At 44.0% G+C, this 23,162-nt stretch carries 14 protein-coding genes and 2 riboswitches; of the genes, 6 read left to right on the top strand and 8 right to left on the bottom strand.

The features are described from left to right. Positions 1-118: 118 nt before the first annotated feature. A complete protein-coding gene (locus RTS09_RS04345; protein WP_007115921.1) occupies positions 119-1,360 on the top strand; it encodes an O-succinylhomoserine sulfhydrylase in 1,242 nt (413 codons plus the stop codon). A 98-nt stretch (positions 1,361-1,458) separates the two neighbouring features. On the opposite strand, the gene RTS09_RS04340 is transcribed toward RTS09_RS04345, so the two are convergent. Further along, a complete protein-coding gene (locus RTS09_RS04340; RefSeq protein ID WP_312534632.1) occupies positions 1,459-2,223 on the bottom strand; it encodes an NAD-dependent deacylase in 765 nt (254 codons plus the stop codon). 179 nt (positions 2,224-2,402) lie between these two features. Between RTS09_RS04340 and RTS09_RS04335 the strand changes: the two genes are divergently transcribed. The 3 genes from RTS09_RS04335 to RTS09_RS04325 all read left to right on the top strand — a co-directional run bounded on the left by RTS09_RS04335 (position 2,403) and on the right by RTS09_RS04325 (position 4,781). Next, positions 2,403-2,732, top strand: coding sequence for a YbaB/EbfC family nucleoid-associated protein (locus RTS09_RS04335; RefSeq protein ID WP_007115923.1), 330 nt, complete (start codon positions 2,403-2,405; stop codon positions 2,730-2,732). Positions 2,733-2,878: 146 nt separating this feature from the next. Continuing rightward, positions 2,879-3,487, top strand: coding sequence for a recombination mediator RecR (gene recR / locus RTS09_RS04330; protein WP_007115924.1), 609 nt, complete (start codon positions 2,879-2,881; stop codon positions 3,485-3,487). 82 nt (positions 3,488-3,569) lie between these two features. After that, positions 3,570-4,781, top strand: a complete 1,212-nt coding sequence (locus RTS09_RS04325) for a ribonuclease D (protein WP_312534629.1) — start codon at positions 3,570-3,572, stop codon at positions 4,779-4,781. Positions 4,782-4,871: 90 nt separating this feature from the next. Here the strand turns inward: RTS09_RS04325 and RTS09_RS04320 are convergent, their stop codons facing one another. The 6 genes from RTS09_RS04320 to gcvT form a co-directional block, all read right to left on the bottom strand. Then, a complete protein-coding gene (locus RTS09_RS04320) occupies positions 4,872-6,263 on the bottom strand; it encodes a GntP family permease (RefSeq protein WP_312534627.1) in 1,392 nt (463 codons plus the stop codon). Positions 6,264-6,433: 170 nt separating this feature from the next. Beyond that, positions 6,434-9,316, bottom strand: a complete 2,883-nt coding sequence (gene gcvP / locus RTS09_RS04315) for an aminomethyl-transferring glycine dehydrogenase (protein ID WP_312534624.1) — start codon at positions 9,314-9,316, stop codon at positions 6,434-6,436. Positions 9,317-9,426: 110 nt separating this feature from the next. Next, entirely contained in the window at positions 9,427-10,161 is a 735-nt protein-coding gene (locus RTS09_RS04310) for a nitroreductase family protein (protein ID WP_007115929.1), read from the bottom strand. A gap of 134 nt (positions 10,162-10,295) precedes the next feature. Beyond that, the gene (gene gcvH, locus RTS09_RS04305; RefSeq protein WP_036604652.1) at positions 10,296-10,676 is read right to left on the bottom strand and encodes a glycine cleavage system protein GcvH; all 381 of its coding nucleotides are present in this window, start codon (positions 10,674-10,676) and stop codon (positions 10,296-10,298) included. 230 nt (positions 10,677-10,906) lie between these two features. Then, positions 10,907-11,293, bottom strand: a complete 387-nt coding sequence (locus tag RTS09_RS04300; protein ID WP_095356933.1) for an MliC family protein — start codon at positions 11,291-11,293, stop codon at positions 10,907-10,909. A gap of 113 nt (positions 11,294-11,406) precedes the next feature. Then, on the bottom strand, positions 11,407-12,540 hold the full coding sequence (gcvT, locus tag RTS09_RS04295) for a glycine cleavage system aminomethyltransferase GcvT (RefSeq protein WP_312534622.1): 1,134 nt from the start codon (positions 12,538-12,540) through the stop codon (positions 11,407-11,409). Positions 12,541-12,680: 140 nt separating this feature from the next. Then, positions 12,681-12,820, bottom strand: a riboswitch (glycine riboswitch). A 29-nt stretch (positions 12,821-12,849) separates the two neighbouring features. After that, a riboswitch (glycine riboswitch) is annotated at positions 12,850-12,966 on the bottom strand. A 447-nt stretch (positions 12,967-13,413) separates the two neighbouring features. Between gcvT and RTS09_RS04290 the strand changes: the two genes are divergently transcribed. Both RTS09_RS04290 and ruvB read left to right on the top strand, forming a co-directional pair. Further along, positions 13,414-13,866, top strand: coding sequence for a hypothetical protein (locus tag RTS09_RS04290; RefSeq protein WP_312534620.1), 453 nt, complete (start codon positions 13,414-13,416; stop codon positions 13,864-13,866). 94 nt (positions 13,867-13,960) lie between these two features. Further along, complete coding sequence (gene ruvB / locus RTS09_RS04285) at positions 13,961-14,944, top strand: Holliday junction branch migration DNA helicase RuvB (RefSeq protein WP_409418370.1); 984 nt, start codon at positions 13,961-13,963, stop codon at positions 14,942-14,944. Between the two features lie 84 nt (positions 14,945-15,028). On the opposite strand, the gene RTS09_RS04280 is transcribed toward ruvB, so the two are convergent. Beyond that, a complete protein-coding gene (locus RTS09_RS04280; protein ID WP_312534618.1) occupies positions 15,029-23,008 on the bottom strand; it encodes a beta strand repeat-containing protein in 7,980 nt (2,659 codons plus the stop codon). Positions 23,009-23,162: the final 154 nt, after the last annotated feature.

Raw genomic sequence — 23,162 nt, 5'->3', positions numbered from 1 at the left:
ACTCACCTAAGAAAAGTTGGTTGCCATGGCGTTTTTGCATAAAATACTGACTTGAAAGCCACTATCAAATCCAACTTATGCTATCATAATTTATTTGATGCACAAAAGATGTAACATTATGACCCAATTAGACCCCAACTGGCAAAGTGATGCACTTGATTTAAGCCTAGAGTATGCCGACCAAACCATCGCCGTGCGCGGCGGTTATCACCGTACCGATGAAGGCGAACATAACGAAGCGATTTTTACCACCAGCTCCTACGTATACAAAAATGCCGCCGATGCCGCCGACCATTTTAATGGCAATAAAAAAGGCAATGTCTACTCTCGCCATACCAATCCAACCGTGCGCGCTTTTGAGCGCAGATTGGCAGCTTTAGAGGAAGGCGAGCGCTGCGTGGCAACCGCATCAGGCATGGGCGCGATTTTGACCATGTGTTTGGCGTACCTTCAAGCAGGTGACCATCTGCTAGCAGCCAAGCAATTATTTGGCTCGTCGGTCGCCCTGTTTGATACCTACTTTAAAGCGTTTGGGGTTGAGGTGAGTTATGTTGACTGCTTTGACAATGACGCTTGGCAACAGGCGATGCAGCCAAATACCAAGGTGCTGTACTGCGAAAGCCCCTCCAATCCTTTGGCGCAAATTGCCGATTTAAGCTTTTTATCAAGGTTGGCGCACGACCACGATGCGCTATTAATCGTCGATAACTGCTTTGCAACCCCCGCCATTCAAAAACCTTTGATGTTGGGTGCGGATGTGGTATTACATTCCGCCAGTAAATATATTGACGGTCAAGGCCGTGTGCTAGGCGGTGCATTGGTCGGCAACAATGAATTGATGGAAAAAGCCTTTGGGGTAGTGCGTACCGGTGGGATTAGTCTATCGCCCTTTAATGCGTGGGTGTTGCTAAAGGGTCTAGAAACCTTGTCACTGCGTATGAAAGCTCACTGTGAAAATGCCAATCAAATCGCTAAATTTTTGCACAATCACCCAAAAGTCAGCAAAGTCCATTTTTCAGGGTTGCCCGATCACCCATCCCATGACATCGCCAAACGCCAACACACCGCACTCAAAAATGTGCAAGGCGGTGCGTTTGGCGCCATTATTGGCTTTGAGGTAGCTGACCAAGCGGCAGCCTGGCATGTTATCGATAGTACCAACATGATTTCGATTACCAACAACCTAGGCGATGCCAAAAGCACCATTACCCATCCTGCGACGACGACCCATTTTCGCATGACACCTGAAGCAAGAATCGAGGCGGGCGTGAACGAAGGCTTAATTCGCTTCTCGGTGGGGCTTGAAGATGTCGATGATATTATTGCTGATTTAAAACGCGGTTTGGATACACTCGCCTGATATAAAGCCAAAGCCACTAGCCAGCACCCAAAAGCCAGTAGCAAAATTTACTGGCTTTTTTATATCACTGTTTTATTGTGTTTTTTTATCTGGCTTTTTTATTTCAGCGCATTGACCAACAACGGCAATATTTTCCCCGCTTTGCCTTGTAGTACGATATCAACTTCGGGTGTCTGTGTTGGATTGGGATTAATCTCGATGACGGTTGCGCCCTGTTGTTTTGCCAAATCAATCAAGCCCGCCGCAGGATAGACCACGCTTGATGTGCCGATACTCACCAATACGTCGCAATTGAGTGTTGCCGTTTCTGCCGTTTGCCAAGCGTCCTGTGGCAACATCTCGCCAAACCACACAATATCCGGGCGAATCAAACCGCCGCATTCACAATGCTTTAACTCAGTGTCTGTGACAGCAATCGCTTTGGTATACGGCTTGCCGCAATCATGACAACGATTTTTGGCCAAATTCCCATGCAGTTTTGCCACCGTAGCACCGCCTTGCTCATGCAGATTGTCGACATTTTGACTAAACAACGTCCAAGTCTTACCTTGCTGCTTTGCCAATGTTTGCCATTCACCTAAGGCAAAATGGGCAGGATTGGGCTGTTTATCGGCGATTTGTCCACGCCACCATTGGTGCCATTGCCACACCAAGGCAGGCTCCTTTTCAAACGCTTGAATGCTGACCAAATATTCGGCTTGGTATTGTTGCCACAATCCAGTAAGTTTATCCCGAAAAGTCGAAATGCCACTTTCAGCCGAGACACCTGCCCCCGTCAGGATGGCAATATTTTGGGCGTATCTAATAACATCAGCGGCTTTATAGAGAGCGACCTCTAGCGATTGGGGTGTAGTTGTTGTCATAATCGTAGTTTTTTGCTGTTAATGCATTTATGTGAGTGATGGTATCTTAGCATTTCTATGTGAATGATTTTAGATTAGCAGTTTTAGATTAGCAGTTTGCACTAAAGATTAGCAATAGACAGTTTGCGGTCAAATTCGCTACAATGAACCACCAACATTAGAAACAAACAGGAACACTCATGAACTTACAAGCTCTCATGCAACAAGCGCAAATGATGCAAAAGCAAGTGGAAAAAAACGTTGAAAACGCCAAGAAAAAACTGGCAGAAAAAGAAGTGCATGCCGAAGCGGGTAGTGGCTTGGTGAAAGTCACCATGAATGGTCGCCATGTGGTCAAACGTTTGTCAATCGATCCAAGCCTACTGCAAGACGACCCTGATATGATTGAAGATTTAATTGCGGCTGCTATCAATGATGCCGTGCGTCAGGCCGATGAACTACATGAGACTGAAATGGCGAGTGCCACCAACGGCATGGGTTTACCACCAGGTATGAATGGTTTATTTTAAACCCACTAGGGCTATCCATAAGGCTATAAAGTAGCGCTATAAAATAGTGGAAAATTGCCTTGCGATTAGGCAGGCAAACCCCCATAAAAAGCTGATAATTGACTGTCAGCTTTTTTATTTTTTATCATTTTTATAAGAATGCGCCTATGCTTACGCCAAAATTTGATGAACTTGTAAAACAACTCAAAGTACTACCTGGGGTCGGACCCAAATCTGCCCAGCGGATGGCACTGCACTTGCTTAGCTATAAACGCCCGCAAGGTCAAGCACTGGGCGAAGCCTTGATTGTGGCGATGCATGATATCAAGCAATGCCAAGTATGCCGTGGTTTATCAGATGAGGATATTTGCCCGATATGTAGCGATCCACGCCGCAATGAGCGCGTACTTTGTATCGTAGAGACGGCAGCAGACATGATGGCAATCGAGCAAACCGCTGGGTTTAACGGTAAATACTTTGTGCTTGGCGGGCATTTATCACCCATTGATGGCATTGGCGTGGAGCAGCTCGGCATCAATCAGCTGATTGGGCTGTTAAAGCAACACCAAGCCGCGCAAACCCCGGTGGAAGAAATTATCTTGGCAACCAGTACCACGGTAGAAGGGCAAACCACCGCGCATTTTATCAGTGAAGCGGTCAAGCCTTACGTCACTCATATCAGCCGGATTGCCCAAGGGATTCCGATGGGCGGCGAGCTTGAGTATTTAGATAGTATGACACTGGGTCAAGCCCTGCAAAATCGTGGACGGTTATAAAATCTTTTCATCAGTTTGACAAGACAAAATCCTAGATTCATCATAAAATACGCTTAAATTATCCGTCCACAAGACCCAAGTTATGCTCATCCAAAATCCGTTAAGCCCAGCCCAATTACAACAACTTCATGACTTGCCAATCCATTGGGTGAAAACTCAGGACGCGCTTTTTGCCCTGCTCGATGACCTAGAGCAAGTCGATACCATTGCGTTAGACACTGAGTTTATCAAGCGAGACACCTTTTTTCCCATTCTTGCGCTGATCCAAATCAATACAGGCAACGCGATTTATTTGATTGACGCGCCAAAGCTGTATTTAGAAGAATTTTGGGAAGTGTTAGCGGATATACCTACCGTGGTGTTACATGCGTGTGGCGAAGATTTGGGGATTTATTATTTACTCTCCAACTTGCCTGCGCTGCGCAATGTGTTTGATACCCAAATTGGTTTGGGTTTTTTGACCGGTGAAAATTCGCTTGGCTATCAAAAATCGCTGCAAGAAACCATTGCTGTGCATGTGGATAAAGGTGAAAGCCAATCGGATTGGTTGCAGCGTCCATTAACGCCTGAGCAAGAAAGTTATGCGGTAGACGATGTGCGTTATTTATTGCCGATGTTTGTTGCCATCAAAACACAGTTGATCGAGCAAGGTTTATGGCAATATGCGGTTGAAGACTGCCAAAGCTATACCCAAGAAATTTTTGCCAACTTTACCACGCCTGATAACGCTTTGTACTTGAGTGTCGCTGATTACCGCGATAATCGCGAGCAACTCGCCATGCTGCAAACTCTGTGCGAATGGCGCGAACAACTTGCCAAATCAATCAATAGACCACGCACTTTTATCCTGCGCCCGCAGGCGCTACGTGAAATCATCGAAAAACCGCCCTTTAGCATGAAGCAGCTAAGTTTTACCAGTATCAAGCCCAATGTGATTCGCATGTATGGGCAAGAGATTTTGACGCTGATTGATAAGGTACGTAAAGAAGATGACGCAGCCTATCCAGCTCTATTGCCTTTACCCTATCGCAGTCTGTCTAGCGATGTGCAAAAACAACTGGATAAAGCCATCAAACAGCATGGGCAAACCTTGTCAATTGATGAGACAGTATTGATGCGAAAAAAATGGCTGTCAGAGCTGTATGCTTATGCTGTCGCAGCAGAAAAACCGGCATTGAGCCCTTGGCTGAGTGGCTGGCGCAAAGCGTGGATTATGGCAGAGATTTTACCCATTTTAGATACGGTGATTGCCAATAACTCGGCATCTAGCGAGCATGAAACGACCACTGAATAAATAAAAAATCCCAACACTGATTGGGATTTTTTACTACTAAATGGCTTAAAAATAAACCGATTAAAAATAAACAGGTTAAAAATAAACCGCTTAAAACGAACCCAGCATGGTACCCAAAGCAATCACCACCGTCACCGCAATCAGCGGAATTGCCATCGTCACTATGGCGACATCTTTATAAGATTGCTTATGGGTCAAATGGCAAATGGCAAATAACGTAATCACCGCACCACTATGGGGTAGCGTGTCTAAGCCACCTGCTGCCATCACCGCGACCCGATGCAATAATTCAGGATCGATGCCATGTGCCACCGCCTGTGCCAAATATTCTTTGCCTAAAATGGGCAGCGCGATACTCAAGCCGCCAGAAGAAGAACCGGTGATGCCCGCTAAGGTGGTCATAGCCACGGCTTCTGAGATTAATGGGTTGCTGGGCGACAGATTTAACACGCTATCTCGTAACACCGCAAACCCCGCCAATGTGGCAATCACCGCACCATAACCGACTTCTGAGCCTGTATTAAAAATAGGCAACATGGAGCTGTAAGTGCCTTTATTGAGACTGTGTTGCAAGTTCGTCCATTTGCCCAAGCGCAGCACAATCAACGCAATAATCGCGGTGACTAAAGCGATTATGATTGACCAAAGTCCCAAAGCGCCTTTGATATCCAAGTCTTTAAACTGCGCTTGCAGTGCAGAGAAATCCATACTCGGAAAAACCGCGTACGTTAACAAGGCATTGATGCCGATGACCAATACCAAAGGAATCATCGCCACCATAAAAGAGGTGTGATGGGGGTCTAGGTTATCAGCATGCAGCTCATCATCTTCATGAATACCATATCCCTCGCCAACCGTTTTGGCGCTATGGGCGCGTCGCTGCAGCCACAGCATGCCCAAGCCAAACATCACAAGCGAACCAATAATACCCAATATGGGTGCAGCAAAGGCATTGGTACCGTAATAGGGAATGGGAATGGCGTTTTGGATGGCAGGTGTTCCGGGTAACGCTGTCATGGTAAAGGTAAATGACCCTAACGCAATCGCCCCTGGAATGAGCCTTTTTGGCACCCCTGCTGCCTTGAACAAATCTTTAGCAATCGGATAAATGGCAAAAGCCACCACAAACAGCGACACACCGCCATAGGTTAAAATCGCACAGACCAAAACCACAGCCAGTATGGCTTTATTCGCGCCTAATTTACTAACCACCGTTCTGGCAATCGCTGTGGCAGCCCCAGAATCTGCCATGAGCTGACCAAACACCGCCCCGAGCAAAAATATGGGAAAAAACTTCAATAAAAAGCCACTCAACGCTTTCATAAAAACGGTGGTATAGATAGGCAGTGAGCTTAGAATATCGCCTGACAGCGCCACCGCTAGGGTGGCCATCAAGGGTGCTAAAATTAATACAGAATAGCCGCGATAGGCAAAATACATTAATAGAAAGAGCGAAATAATAATCGCAATGGTACTAAACATAATGTCATCCTTGACTTATGATGGGTTTGAAGTCACGCGTGGTGTTTACAATTTTTTTGAGTCCCCTGCATCATAGCAGAATTCTTTTGACTCGCAATGAGCTTTATAGCAAAAAGCCACACATTTTTGCATGGCTTTTGTAAAAAAATATGGTGAGTATTGATTGAGTTTTACTCTGCGATTTCACCATTCTCATAACTTGAGATATCGGGGCAAGAACAGATTAAGTTTTTATCGCCATACACATCATCGATACGGCTCACCGATGGCCAAAACTTATTGTCGCGTACATACGCCAGTGGATAGGCGGCTTCTTCACGGCTGTATGGACGATCCCAGTCACCGGTCACCACCTGTGCGGTATGTGGCGCGTTCACCAGCGGGTTGTTATCTGCTGGCCAGTCGCCGTTTTTAACTTTCATCGCCTCAGCTTTGATTTGAATTAAGGCTGAGATAAAGCGGTCTAGCTCTTCTTTGCTTTCTGACTCAGTGGGCTCAATCATCAAAGTACCTGCCACAGGGAAAGACATGGTAGGCGCATGAAAACCATAATCCATTAAGCGTTTGGCGATATCAACTTCAGTGATACCTGTTTCGGCTTTTAGTGGGCGAATGTCAATGATACATTCATGGGCGACGCGACCATTTTCACCACTATAAAGTACGGGGTAATGGTCTTTTAATTTCATAGCCGTGTAATTGGCATTTAATAGCGCAGCTTCCGTGGCTTGCACCAAGCCATCACGACCCATCATGGTGATATACATCCATGAGATAGGCAAGATGCTGGCTGAACCAAACGGGGCAGCCGATACCGCACTCATGCCATCTTGGGCATTGGGCACCGCAGATACGACGTGGTTGGCAATAAAAGGCGCCAAATGTGATTTCATGCCAATAGGACCCATGCCAGGACCGCCGCCGCCGTGTGGAATACAGAAGGTTTTATGCAAATTCATGTGTAGGACGTCAGCACCGACATCCGCAGGTTGCATCATACTGACCTGCGCGTTCATGTTAGCGCCATCCATATACACTTGACCACCGTGTTGATGAATCAAGTCACAGATATCACGGATACCTTCTTCAAACACACCGTGCGTCGAAGGGTAAGTAATCATCAAGGCGCCCAGATTGTCGCTGTATTTTTCCGCTTTTTCAGTCAAGTCGGCAATATCAACGTTACCACGCTCGTCGGTGGCTACCACGACGACTTCCATACCCATCATTTGTGCTGTGGCGGGATTGGTGCCGTGTGCGGAGCGCGGAATTAGGCAAATATGACGGTTAGGTTGACCTAAGCTTTCATGATAACGACGAATCGCCAATAGTCCTGCATACTCGCCTGACGCGCCTGAATTTGGCTGCATAGAGATAGCGTCAAACCCTGTGATGGCTTTGAGTTGCTCTTGCAAGCCTTCAATCATTTCAATATAGCCGCCCACTTGTTCGCGTGGCGCAAATGGATGCACATTGGCAAATTCATTCCAAGTAATCGGTAGCATTTCGCTGGTGGCGTTAAGTTTCATGGTACAACTACCCAGCGAAATCATACTATGATTCATCGCCAAGTCTTTGTTTTCTAGCTTTTTCAAATAACGCAGCATTTCATGTTCGGTGTGATAACGATTAAACACAGGATGAGTTAAAATCGCGTCAGTACGTAGCAGTGATGCTGGCAAAGACAAGCTGATATCATCAGATAATTGAGCGGCTACGCCTGTGAATAACTGCGTGAGTACACCAAAATCTGCCGCATCACTGGTTTCGTTAAAGGCAATGGCGATATGATTATCGTCTACTTTGCGCAGGTTATAGCCGATATTAAGGGCATTTTGATAGATTTGCTCAGTTTGACCTTGGGTATTGACCAGCACGGTATCAAAAAACTGCTCATGCACAATCGACATACCAGCTTGTTTGATGGCTTGGGCAAAAGCGCTGGCTAACGCATGAATGCGGGTGGCGATACGTTTCACGCCTTCGGGACCATGATACACCGCATACATCCCAGCCAAATTTGCCAGTAATACTTGCGATGTACAAATATTTGAGTTGGCTTTTTCGCGGCGGATATGTTGCTCTCGGGTTTGTAGTGCCATACGCAAGGCTTGTTTACCTTGAGCATCCACCGATACGCCAATGATACGACCTGGGGCAGAACGCTTGGCACTGTCTTTAAAGGCAAAATAAGCCGCGTGTGGACCACCAAAGCCCATCGGCACGCCAAAGCGCTGGGTGTTGCCCAGTGCCACATCCGCACCCATGCTGCCCGGTGATTTAAGAAGTACCAGACTCATCACATCCGCGGCAACGATTGTCTGCGTGCCTTTGGCTTTGACTGCACTGATGATATCAGTTAAATCAACCACATCGCCTTCGCTACCCACGTACTGGAAAATTGCGCCAAAGAAATCGCCATTCTTGGCAACGTCAAAATCACCGACCACTATCTCCCAACCAAAATACTTGGCACGGGTTTTGATGACATCTAAAGTTTGTGGATAGATACGGCTATCAACAAAAAACTGGTTAGATTTACTTTTACCGACGCGTTTTGCCATCGCCATCGCTTCAGCCGCCGCCGTCGCTTCATCAAGCAAACTTGCGCCCGCCAATTCAAGACCTGATAAGTCAATACAAACTTGTTGGAAGTTAAGTAGTGCTTCTAAGCGACCTTGGGCAATCTCCGCTTGATAAGGGGTATAAGCCGTGTACCAGCCTGGGTTTTCAAGCACATTACGTTGAATCACCGCAGGTAGGCGAGTCGGATAATAGCCTAAGCCAATATAGCTTTTATTGACCTTGATTTTATCCGCCAACCCACGCAACTTTGCCAAGGCATCATGCTCAGTCATACTGAGGGGCAAATCTAACTCTTTGCTAAGACGTACAGAAGCTGGCACCGTCTGTTCAATAAAGCTTGCCATGCTGTCAGCGCCGACGGCTTGTAGCATTGCTTCTTTTTCATCTTGGCTAATGCCAACATGACGATGAATAAATTCTGATGATTGGAATAAATCAGCAAATGATTGAAAAGACGGTTGACTCATTCAAGTTTCCTTTAGCGTCTGATAAAACATTGAAAATAAAAATAGCAGGTTTTGTCATGGCTACCATGACAAACATCGGTTGAATGGATAAAAATTACACTTTAACGATATTACACCTTAACGATAAAGCGCTCACGCTCAAAACGGTATTGCTCACTATAGATACCACGCTCGTCGCGTTCACCAGCAGCAATCACCATACAAATATGCTGCTCTTCATTGAGGTCAAGCAATTTTTTGAGTTGTGGCTCATCAAATCCCCCCATCGGACAACTATCAAAACCGTGCGCACGCAAGGCGAGCATCAAATTCTCGGCAGCCAGTGACGTGCTAATGAGCGCCCAGTTTTTGAGATCATCAGCATCATAGATGGGGTCAACCATCGCACCTTTGACTTTGCGAGTGGCTTGCGTCAGCGCCCATTTGGCAGGGGTGAACACATTCATCACACCGCGCGTCATGGTCAGCGGAATAAGTTTGCCATAATAATCTTGCACGGGTTTTGGTACAGGTTTGACGGGAAAATACTTGATATTGTCTTTGGCGTGTTGACGCCACGTGTCAGTACGAGCGACCACGACAATCAGCTTATTGGCGGTTTTTGCTGCATTTTGGCTCATACAATAGGTCACAGTTTTTTGGCGCTTTTCTTCAGATTCAATCACAAAAAATTGCCAAGGCTGTAAATTACTTGAGCTAGGCGCTAACATCGCCATATCGAGACAAGCATTGAGCACTTCATCACTGATGGGCGTTTTGGTAAAGCGTCGTACCGAACGGCGAGTGCTCACCACATCATAAAAACTGGCTTTTTTTGGGTCAGCAAGCGGGGTAAGTGTTGACATAGCAGCTCTCAAGTTAACAAAATAAAGGATGCATTACAGTTAATTGATAGGATAATAGACTAAGGTAATCAAGCGAGTACCTTAGTGCTAGGCTCTATAACGACGATTAGATAAAAGCAATGAGATAAAGATAATTAAATACTATCTTGGTACTCGTCTGCGTCCATCAAGCCTTGGTAATCATCGGCATTGTCTGGTTTGATTTTAAAGAACCAACCTTCGCCATAAGGGTCTTCATTAATGGTTTCTGGCGCATCTACCAATGCTTCATTGACTGCTAGAATTTCACCAGCGATGGGGGCGTAGACATCGGAGGCAGCTTTCACCGATTCGACCACGGCAATTTCAGCATCCACCTCAACGTGTTCACCCACTTCAGGCAATTCAACATATACGATGTCACCGAGCAAGTCTTGGGCGTGGTGAGTAATACCAACTGTGATAGTGCCGTCTTCTTCTTGGCGTAACCATTCATGACTAGCCACATATTTTAAATCTGCTGGAATATTGCTCATAACTATTTTCCTCAAAGCGAAAGTAGGGGTGAAAATAAAAGGCTGTCAGCCAAGCAGTCACACTTGGCGCCTTTTTACTAAACATTTTTAAAAGCCTAGTTTTAAAAGCCTAGTATTTAAAACCTAAGTAATTTAACAAACTGAGTAACAAAAATTTGGTCGATACAATGTATATCGACCAAACTTAAAAACCAACTTAGCGGTTTAACCCATTCAACAAGTGAATCAGATTAAATAGCATTACACACAAAGTTATAATCACGACCTTGTGAGGTCACGGTTAACGCACCTTCTGCACCTTTAACGCCCCAATCATACATGGTAGTTTTGGTTGCATTTGACAAGGTATAGCGGTTACCCGAGCCTGATACATCTTGTTTTAATACCATCGCGGCTTGGTTTAGACCGAGCATTGGCGAGGTGATTTTTAAATTTGCGACATTGCTGCCGTTTTCTTGACCGTAGAATGCCACAACTTCAGTGTTGTTGTCGCATTTAAAGGTTTGTGAATTTGCTTGAACTGCCAACACTTGTGACGGACTAGGCTGTGCAACTTGGGTTGAAGTACAGGCCGCCAAACTTGCCAAAAACGGTACAACAAAGAGTAACTTTTTCATGATTTTACCTTCTAAGTATGATGAATTTATTATTGGTTTTTCAAATTACGCTGACTAATCATTTGAATATTGTTCATTAATAAGCGTTAAATCCATCATAACACGATAAAATCCTAGTTGAATTGTTTGTTGCCATTTCTAACAAACGGTAACGAAATGATACGTACTGGCGTCGGTGTGCCCCGCAAATCAACGGTGGCTCCTGTATCACTCGTCTTTGGAATACGGGCAATCGCAATCGATTGTTTTAGGCTTGGGCTAAAAGTGCCGCTAGTGATTACCCCAGTTTTGCCATTGTCTAGCGTGACCGTCATGCCTTCACGCAGTACCCCACGTGACTCTAGCACTAAGCCTACTTGCATGACGTCATTACCCTCAGCAATCGCTTGGTCTTGTTTGGCTTGCATAGCCTCACGACCCACGAAATTCCGATCATCTTTTACCGCTAACGTCCATGCCATACCGCATTCATACGGATTGATGGTTTCATCCATCTCATGGCCATACAAATTCATACCCGCTTCAAGACGTAATGTATCACGAGCACCTAAGCCTGCTGGGGCGATGCCATGGTCTTTAAGTAAGGTAAAAAATGCTGAGGCCTCGGCTTGTGGTAAAATGACTTCAACGCCGTCTTCACCCGTGTAACCGGTACGCGCCACAAACCAATCTGCGCCTTCAATGTCGGTCAAATCTTTGCCCACAAACGGTTTTAAGGTAGCTAGGCTATCTGCCCAATTTGGTTTGGCTTGGCTCAGTTTCTGCAGAGCATTGGGGCCTTGTACCGCCAGCATAGCAAGTTCTGGGCGCTCGGTAATGGTGACAGCAAAGTCTTTGGCGATTTTGTCAAACTGTGCCAAATCTTTATCACGGGTGGCGGCATTTGAGACGATACGATACTCGGTCTCTGCATCGTTCATCCGGTAAACGATTAAGTCATCAATCACACCGCCATTTTCGTTTAGCATGGCAGAGTAAAGCGCTTTACCGACAAATTTAAGTTTGGCGACATCATTGGCGAGCAGTTTTTGCAGCCAAGCTTTGGCATCTTTGCCGGCGATGTCAGTCACGACCATATGTGACACGTCAAACATGCCCGCATCCGTACGCACAACGTCATGTTCCTGAATCTGTGAGCCATAATGGATAGGCAATTCCCAACCAGAGAAGTCAACGATTTTACCGTTGCTATCGATATGGGATTGATAAAAAGGGGTGCGGTTTAAAGGCTTGTCTGTGGCTGACATGGCAAATCCTTGAGTGGGTAAAAATCAAATAACGGTTTGATGTTTGATTTGATGTTTTAATAGCGTGGGATAAAACGCCAAATCCAAACATCGCACATCAATAGAGCACTAAAACTAATCCAACCTGATGTCGGTAGCTATCAGCCCTATCTGTCCTGTTACCTGAGATTTTCAATCGACTTGTCAATTTCTTGTAGTATAGCTTATATTACACACAGACAAGTCAATCTTTTCCCCTTCGGTGGTATTGCAAAGCAATACACTCTCCAGATTTGTTATATTTTGATGCAGTGCATAACACTGCCAAAAATTACGATTCCAGTCCTTTGACCTGAGCGATTATAGGGTCTTTGCGCCTTCGGTGATGGTTTTGGTATTTCATAATTTGATGAAAAACAAAACAACATTCTCTCCTGAAATCTTCGGTTATTATGCTGGGTTTTTAACTTTTTGACAAGCAAATTTGCACAGATTTTATGACCGCCTGATGTTTTGGCAATACTGCATTATGAGGATTATTGTGTTATAGCAAATAAAGCCAAAAGCAAGTATGATTAAAGCCATTGATGAACATGAAACTTTAAGTAGTTAAATAAAGTTAAATTGTTTAACTAAAGTGCTTAAATAATTTTTGTGGTTTTGGGTTAAATTTTTGCGTGCTGACCCCATTAAAAGCAGAATAATTTAGCCTTTAACATTTTGAATATCTTTGCATATTAATGCCAACTACCAAAATTTGTTAACAGTCACCATGGACATAGACGCTAACCTAGCTGATTGCATTGGCTGATTAACAATGAGTAGATGAGCTGAATTTTTACCTTATAAAGATAAAGATGGCATGATAAAAGGAATAAAATAACGATGGATTTCATGAATATTTCGTTAATAGGCATTTTAACCAGTTTAGCCATGGGGGGTACGTTGCCCGATGATAGCAAAACCCAACAGCAAGTGGCGCAAGTGTCGACTCATATTTTGCCAAATATCGCAGGACAGTGGCAGCTGCGACTTGATAAAACCGACGCTGCGCAGCCAATTTGCCAAGAGCGGTATAATTTTGGGCGCGATCAGCAGTTTATCGGTTCAAGCGGTCAGGAATTTACGTATGGTAAATATTTGTACGCTGACACAGGGGATGGTTTACCTGCGCTAGCGATTCAGACCCAATATGATAACAATGCAACAGATTGTTCTGGCAATCGCGTTGACCAGACGGGTGATATTTTGGTTGCTTATGTCAAACAGCAAGGCGAGCAAATGCAATGGTGCAAGGATAGTAAAGGCACCCGATGTGATATGACATTGTACCGTGTGTTGCCTTAATTTTTTTTACTTTTTCTCTCTATATCCCATAGCACTTGCAAGATTTGCCAGTGCTATTATCCTCGTTAAAACTTGCAACTAGTGTCAAATACTTATGATTCCACCTTTTTCAAGTGCCAATTCGCAGCAACGTCTGATTAGTCCGATGGGGCGCTCAGAAGACCAAAATGACAATAATATCCGTCCAGCGTTGCTCGCTGAATATATCGGTCAGCCTGTGGTCAAAGAACAAATGGGCGTGTTTATCAACGCGGCATTATCGAGAAAAGAAGCGCTCGACCATACATTGATATTTGGACCGCCTGGACTGGGTAAAACCACACTCGCCAACATTATCGCCCGTGAGATGGGCGGTAATTTGCGCTCGACGTCTGGTCCTGTGCTTGAACGCGCGGGTGATTTGGCAGCAATGCTGACCAATCTAGAGCCTGGTGATGTGCTGTTTATTGATGAGATTCACCGTTTAAGCCCGATGATTGAAGAAATATTGTATCCTGCGATGGAAGATTTTCAGCTGGATATTATGATTGGGGAAGGACCGGCTGCACGCTCCATAAAGCTTGATTTGCCGCCTTTTACTTTGGTGGCTGCGACCACGCGAGCAGGTTTGTTGACCTCGCCACTGCGCGATAGATTTGGTATTGTACAGCGATTAGAGTTTTATAATGTGGATGATTTAACGACCATTGTCACAAGGTCGGCTGGATTGCTTAACGTGCCTATGACCAAAGAAGGCGCAGTGGAAGTCGCTAGACGGTCGCGCGGTACACCGCGTATTGCCAATCGCTTGCTACGCCGCGTACGTGATTATGCCCAAGTTAAAGGCGATGGCACCGTCACCGCTGAAATTGCGCATAGCGCACTTGATATGCTGGCAGTTGACAAACGCGGGCTTGATAATCTTGATAGACGTTATCTTGAGATGTTAGAGGAGCGTTTTAATGGCGGGCCTGCGGGGGTTGAGTCGATTGCGGCGGCCTTGGCAGAAGATAGAGGCACGCTTGAAGATGTGATTGAGCCGTATCTGATTCAGCAAGGCTATATCGTACGCACCGCACGGGGGCGGATGTTGACTTAGTCTTTTGAATTTTTGGAGTGACAAACAAAAACCCCTTACATTGTGTAGGGGGTTTTTGTTTGTCAAAGATTAATAGACCAATTATTAGTTGTTAGCTAAGAATGAGCAATAAGGCAGCATTGTAGAACTGACTAAAGTACCAAATGGACTGAGGCGATTCGGTCTGATACCTTTGTTATCTTCGGTAATCACATCATCATCTAACACAGGTAGGTTAATATCACGTTCTTGAGAGAACTCACTACCATCAACTTTTGTCGTTACTCGAACCGTCGCTGTCATCCACTCGGCATACTCTTTGCCATAACGGATACTAAAGTCTAACTTACCTGTCGAATCTGTCTTCATAATTTGTGTACTGAGGATTTGCGTACCGTTCGGGGCTAAAACTGTAATCGGATTTAATGGTGTGAGCATACCATCGCCATTATAGTCTTCACCACTATCTAGTGTAGCATTTTTATTAAAATCTTCTGAAAGACAGCTGAAAGTACCACTCCATAGACTACCATTCATAAATGATTGGGTAATCCACTTAGCAGGTTGTTCTGGAATAGCATCCTTACCAACTGTGGTAATGGCGCCTGTCGTTGGATCTTTAACTTCAGGAATAGCAGCCACACCTGGTACTTTAGCGATAAATTGCCACATCCCCACACCATAGGTTTTTGGTACAACTGAGATGGAAACTTCTTGATTGACGGCAGGTTGACCGATGCTGTTATTGATAAAGATAGAGCCAGCGCGGATATAATAGATATTATCTGCCGTAGGTGCTACTTTGTCAGCAAAGGCAAAACCAATCCAAGCTGATAAATTTTGTACGGTAAAGCTGACATCTTGTGGTTGGTAATTTGGGGTTGTAGAAATTGGTAAAAGTTGATTATTTAACTTAATGTATTGAACGCGAGCCTGTACTTTTACGCCATTCACTGGTGTTGGTGTAGAGCCTGAAAAATAACTTATGATTGCATTACCTGCATCATCTGTGATTGCTGTGCCAGTGGATAGCTTGCCACTTGAAGCATCTTGAAGTAGTGTAAAGTCAACGATGGCATTTTTGACAGGCGCATCTTTGTCATCTCGAACTGTGGCAATAATTTTGGTTTCACCATTGGTACTGACAGTGGTATTGATAACTTGAGTTAATACTTTAGCTACCTTATCAGTGATAAAGGTAATATTTTTCTCAAGTTGTTTAGCGCCATTATATTCAACAGTTAGTGTAGCCACACCTGGAGAAATGGATTCTATATTATCAAATATAACTTTGCCACCTTGAGCTTTACTCTCAACTCGAGATTCGTACCGAATGTTATCAGTACCATCCGCATTTTTAGTGACAATCTTACGCCCACCTTTATTGGTAGTTAAATAAATGATTGTATCATTAGTCACGGTATCAGGTAGGTCAATGGTGATGGTGGCTGGTGTGTCAACTTTTACTTCATCACCTACGATACCATTTTGTGTGACGGTTAGGCTTAGATTACTTTCCGTCACTTTTGTTAATGAGCCTAAATTATAAGGTCGAGAGACAAGATTTGGATTATTAGCATCGATGATTCTAGCTTGTAAATTAAAATTAGTTGTAGCAGTTGGCAGTTGTGAACCGTTTAAGGTAAAAGTAAATTTACCATTGGTATCTGTTGTTACTGGTGTCACTGCTAAAGCAGTACCATCATTTAATAATTGGATTGATTGGTTGGCAATCGGCTTATCGTTACCATCAATTGCAACGCCAGATACAATAACGGTGTCACTAGCACTATCGGTAATGACAGATTTGGAGATGAAAGTATTTTTGATATTGGTACCTGTTACGGTAAAGTCTATCGTTTGCTCGACTTGCTGATAAACGCCATCATTCACAATGACTTTAACTTTAGCCGTATGGTCTAATTTTGAAATTAAACCGATGTCACTTTGAATAACATTAACTTGTACATAACCGTTGGCATCTGTGACAAGACTAGATGATTTGTCAAAAGTAATCCCTTTATCAAGACCTTCAGCAATTTGTATTTGAACAGGAATGCCCGCTTTAATACCACCTTTGGTATCTGTTACTTTGATGCCTAAAGTGGCAGTATCAGTGGCTGTTCTAAGCGTTGTTTTTGATGGGCTAACAAATAGCTTGTAGGCTTCAGTATTGGCATTGCTCGTCGCACCGCGTACCGTGGTGGTAGCTGCTGATGTGCCAGACTGGGCGTAGATAACTACACCGTTTTGCAAGGCAGTCGTTGCTTTGGCAAGGTCTTTGATTTCAACTTCAATGGTTGCTTCACCATTGGCGTTGGTATTGACAACCGCACCTGTATTATTGACCAAGCCAGAATCCGTTGGGACTTTAAAGCTGACTTGCGCATTTGGCACGACAGCGCCATTTTTATCCATCGCAAGTGCTGTGACTTTGACTTTTGAGCCAACAGCCAATTGAATTGCTGAATCACTGGTTAATAGCAATGTGTTGACGCTATTGGCTGTAATCGCTTCTTGGGTTCTTAAGGTAACCGTTGAGCTAGTGATAGCGCCGGCAGTTGCCTTAAATGATAGACCACTGGTTTGTAGATAATATTTTTGGTCTGGGGTGAGCGCACCGACTTTTAAGGTTAATACCGCTTCACCATTGGCATTGGTGGTTGCTTGAAGTGGGGTGGTATTAGTTATACCCGTTGCAGCTGCCGCATCCAATAGCGTAAAGCTGACAGGCATGTTCGCTAGGCTGAAATTTTTGGCATCACGCACTTGGGCAGTCACGTTGATTGTATCACCATTATTGGTAGTTAGCGTATTAACATCTGTAACCAAATTGACTTTAGCAATGTCATTCACCGTCGGTTGTGAGGCAGTTTTGGTGAGAGGCACATTGAGTGTTTGTGTTACATTACCGTTAGATACGGCTTTTACCATATAGCCACTTGCAATCAATTTTTCCGCTTTGTCTGGGTCTATCACGCGTAAGCGGATATAAGCCGTACCCTTAGGAATAATTACCGCTCGCTCGCCAATCATCGGCTCTACAGGTGCAGCGACTTCACTGGTCAATACTGTAGAAGGTGATAAGCTCACAATGCCAGTGGTTGTCGGGTCTGGTAGGTTGAATGTAACAGGCGCATTGGTAACAGCACCGTTTTGGGCATCGACTGTGTGAGCCATCACAATAAACTCATTGCCTTGGCTCAATACGACTGGCGTATTTGGGAAATTCTCTAAGACCACTTTATCAATGCTCACTTCATTGACGGCTTTGGCTTTTAGCGTGATTTCACCTGTGGCGCCACTTGGGGCAGTGACTTTAACTTTTAGACCATTTTGTAAATAGGCTTTTTGGCTAACGGTTAATAAGTTTTTGACTTCTAAATCGATACTGGCTTCGCCTTTCTCGTCCGTTTTCACGGTTGTACCCGTGATATTAAAGACATTAGTCAACGCTGGATCTGGAATGCTAAATGTCAAATCACTTGCAGCGACGCCGCCAAAGTTACCATTCAATGCAGAAGCAGTCACATGGACTTTAGAGCCTGCCATCATCAAAATATCATCTCTGTCAGCGGTGACAGCAATAGAGGTAATCACGCTATCAATCCCTGCATCTCTAGCAGTGAGTTTAATCGGATTAATTTGGGTGCCATTTGGTACTGTCGCGTTGACTACTAAACCATTAGTAAGTAGATAATCACGTTGGGTTTTTGATAAAGAGTCAATACGTAGCTTGATAACGGCTTTGCCTTGCGTATCGGTAGTAACCGTTGACCCTGACAAATTAGCAATACCCGTTGATTCCAACCCTGGCAATGAGAAAGTGACAGGCACTTTGCTTAATGGACCCTGATTGGCATCTGCTACCGTCGCAGCAATATCAAAGGTAGCACCCACGGTCAAATCGAAAATATTATTAGATAAACTACTACTCAATGCACCTTGTTTGACTAATGCAATGTTAGCTTCGACTGGCACGGCGGCAGGGTCAATGCCTTTTAGGGTGATATTGCCTTCAACGTCAGTTGGCGTCGTGTTCATGGTATTCTTAGACACCGCTTGGATGCTGATACCGTTTTGAATCAGGTAGTCTTTGGCAGCTGTCGATTTGACTTCTAGCTCAATCGTGGCTTCGCCGCTAGCATTGGTGGTGATATTTGAGGTATCAGAAACTGCATATACACCCGATACGGATGGGTTAGTTAACAGATTGAATTCAACAGGTGCGCCGCCAATACCAGTATTATTACCATTGAGGACTGACGCAGTCACGGTAAAGCGTTCGCCAATTTTGATATTAAATGGATTAACAGGGGAGGTTAATTTGACCGATCTGACATCAAGGCGTTTGACACTGGTATCTACGCCTTTTAATGTTAAGGCAGGTGCAGCTTTACCGTTGGATGTGGCATTGATGGTAAAACCGTTAAGTAATGCTTGTTTCTGCGCATCGGTGAGTGACTTAACTTCTAGAACAATAATCGCCTCACCTTTATCATCAGTCAGCACAGTGGATGATGATAAGCTTGCAACGCCAGTGGTTGCAAAATCTGGTAAATTAAATGTTACTGGAGCATTTTTAATAACACCACGCTGTGCATCTAGCACAGTAGCTTTAACTTTAACTTGGCTACCAATAACAAGGGGTATATTATCACTAGTTAAGGTTACACTGCTGACAGAGACTTCATTAGCTGCTTTTGCCGCAAGTTTAATATCACCCTGTTTACCATTTTGCGAGGTAACTGTGATATTTAGACCGCTGGTTAAGGCTTGTTTTTGAGCATCTGTTAGAGGTGACTTAACTTCCAAATCAATAACCGCTTCACCTTTCTCATCCGTTGTGATTGTAGAGCCACTGAGATTATAGACTCCTGTTAAGGATGGGTTAGGAATATTTACTGTTAATACCTGACCTTTTAGACCACCAAAATTTTTGTCCAGTGCAACCGCAGTTACTTTCACGTGACTACCGGCGGCCATAATAATGTTGTTGCTATCAGCAGTCACTGAAACTGTTTCCACCGTAGCAGGTGTAGCAACGTCCTTGGCTGAAATTTTTAATGGGGCGATGGTCGTGCCATTAGGTACAGTTGCTTTAACCACTAAACCATTGGTTGCTAGATAGCTACGTTGGGTAGCCGTTAATGATTTAATCTCTAGGTTAATTACTGCTTCACCATTAGAATTGGTAGTTACGGTAGAGCCTGACAGATTAGCAATACCTGTTTGATCAAGTGCAGGCAACACAAAGCTAACAGGTACACCGTCTAATTTACCGTTACTTGCATCTGCAATAACCGCAGTCACGCTAATTTTGTTACCTACTGCTAGCTCAAAGGGATTGACACTTGACACTAGTAATGCTTTGCTGACTTTTGCGACATTATTACTAACGGTTGGATCCACACCTAACACCGTAGTAGCACCTGTTACATCTACAGCAGTAGTACCTTGAGTGTTTTTAGCCGTGGCTTTGATAGTTACACCTTTGGTTAGTAGTAACTGTTTTGCCGCTTCTGATTTTACTTCAAGTTCAATACTGGCTTCACCTTTAGCATTGGTGATAATGTTAGAGGTGTCAGAAACCGAATAGATGCCTGTTAATGCTGGATCATCAAGGGTAAATTGAACCGGCGTACCCCCAATACCAGTGTTATTGCCATTCAGTACTGAAGCAGTCACAGTAAAGCGTTCGCCGATTTGTACGTTAAACTTGGTAACTGGGCTGGTGACTTTAACCGCTTTAACATCAAAGCGCGTGATCGGATCAACACCTTTTAAGGTTAATGGCGTGGCTTGTTTGCCATTTGAAGTGGCATTGATGGTAAAGCCATCCAATAACGCTTGTTTCTGTGCATCGGTCAATGATTGTACCTGCAGGGTGATGATAGCTTGACCTTGCGCGTTGGTAGAAACTGTAGAAGCAGATAAACTTGCTACACCATAACTTGCCAATGAAGGCAAGCTAAAGGTAACTGGTGCATTGGCAATGACGCCGTTTTGCGCGTCGTTTACGGTAGCTGTTACCGTGAATTGTGAGCCGACAGTTAATGGGATATTGTTAACATTTGAGGTCAAGGTAACGCTATTAGCGACTACGTCATTGACAGCTTTAGCAGTAAGTTGAATCTGACCAGTTTTGCCATTAGCCGATGTGACATTCACGATAAGACCGTTTGCCAATGCTTGTTTTTGGGCTGTAGTCAACGTTGATTTTACTTGTAAGGTGAGTGTGGCTTCACCTTTTGAATCAGTGGTAATCGTTGAGCCTGTAATATTGTACACGCCCGTAGTTGATGGGTCTGGAATTGTAACCGTTAGAGTTTGATTCGCCAAGCCACCAAAATTTTTGTCTAATGCCATGGCTGTGACTTTGACAGTACTGCCTGCAGCCATCAAGATATTATCACTATCCGCTATTACTGAAATTGAGTTAATATCAGTTTCGCTAGAAACTTGTTTTGCGTTAAGTTTTAGTGGACTGACTGGTGTGCCATTAGGTACAGAAGCATTAATTTGCAAACCATTTTTTAATAAGTAATCACGCTGCGTAGCATTAAGTGAACTAATTGATAAATTGATGGTTGCTTTACCTTCACTATCTGTCTTGACGGTTGAGCCTGACAGGTTAGCAATACCCGTTTGATCTAGTCCAGGCAAGGTAAATGTCACTGGTACGTTTGCTAACGCGCCTTGTCCCGAATCTACCACATTGGCAGTCACGGTAAAGGTATTGCCGACTGTTAAATCAAAGGTATTATTGGCAGCCGTCGTTGATAGACCAACTCGGGCGACTTTGGCGATATTACTGTCGACGGTTGGGTCTACGCCATATAGTTTTATGCTACCAGTGACAGGTACTGGGGTAGTGCCGGTTGTATTTTTTGCAGTGGCTGTGATATTAATGCCCTGTGACAATAGTTTGGCTTTAGCAGCTTCAGATTTTACTTCAAGCTCGATAGTCGCCTCGCCACTGGCATTTGTTACGACGTTAGAGGTATCGGAGACCGCATAAACACCTGTCGCACTTGGATCATCAAGTTTAAATTGGACAGGTACACCACCTAGACCAGTATTTGAACTATTTAACACTGAAGCAGTAACTGTGAATTTTTCACCAACTTGTACATCAAAATTGGGTTTTGGTGTCGTTAGATTGACCTTTTGCACATCTAGCTTAGTCGTTGTACTACCTTGCTCGACTCCCTTTAAATTAATAGTATTAGATGCAACACTACCTGTTCTCGCAGTTGAGTTAATGGTTAATCCAGTATTTAATAGATAACTTTTTTGTTCATCTGACAAGGATTTGAGCTCTAACTCTAAATTTGCTTCACCTCTGTCATTGGTTAACACACTTAAATTACCATTAGCAAAAATACCACTAAGAACTGAATTTCCAATATTAAAATCGATGGTCGTGTTCGGAATGATATTATTGTCTTTATCCACTGCTAATGCGGTAACATTAATTTTTGTACCTTTTACTAACGTGATATTTTGGCTATCGCTAATTAAGAGTAAATTAATCACAGTCACGGTAGGCGTTGGGGTCGTGGTATTAACATCGGTGCCTTTGAGGGTTTTACTTGTTGAAACTGTACCTACTGTAGTAGTCACAACCAAACCATTTTGTTTTAAATAGTTTTTTTGATCATTGGTCAAAGTCTTAATATCAAGTTTGATAACCGCTTTACCCGTGTCATCAGTGACTAACTTTGGACCAATTCCACTATAAACGCCTGTTAAGCTTGGGTCTGTAATCTGAACGCTTACAGGTACACTAGCAACACCGATATTATTACTGTTTAAGGCGTAGACAGTTAACTCTACACTATCGCCAATATTCATATAAAAGTCAGAACTGGTACTGACTAATTGAACTTTCTTCACACTGGCAAGATTGGTCGTAGTGGTCGAATCTGGGTCGGTGATTGGGTCAGTGACACTGACCGTACCTGTTTTTACAGGCGGCGGCAATGTATCATTACCGCCACCACCGCCACAACCAGCGAGGGCAAGTGCGGTCGTCAATGCAGAGAGTTGAAAGGACTTGATTAGGTTGGTAGAGATAGCCATAAAGTTATCCTAGAGAAAGTAAGTAAGGCTGCTAAATAAATCGATAGAAATAAATAGAATCAGAAAAAATTACCAATTTTTCGATGAGCAGAAAATGTTACGTGATTGATGCTAAAATATAATTTTTGATGCTGTCTACTTTACTAAGTTTGCA

It is taken from the genome of Moraxella sp. CTOTU47618 (assembly GCF_032017425.1).
Taxonomy (GTDB): Bacteria; Pseudomonadota; Gammaproteobacteria; order Pseudomonadales; family Moraxellaceae; genus Faucicola; species Faucicola tetraodonis.
The sequence above is the reverse complement of the archived record's forward strand: the minus strand, read 5'-3'. Positions and strand labels throughout refer to the sequence as shown.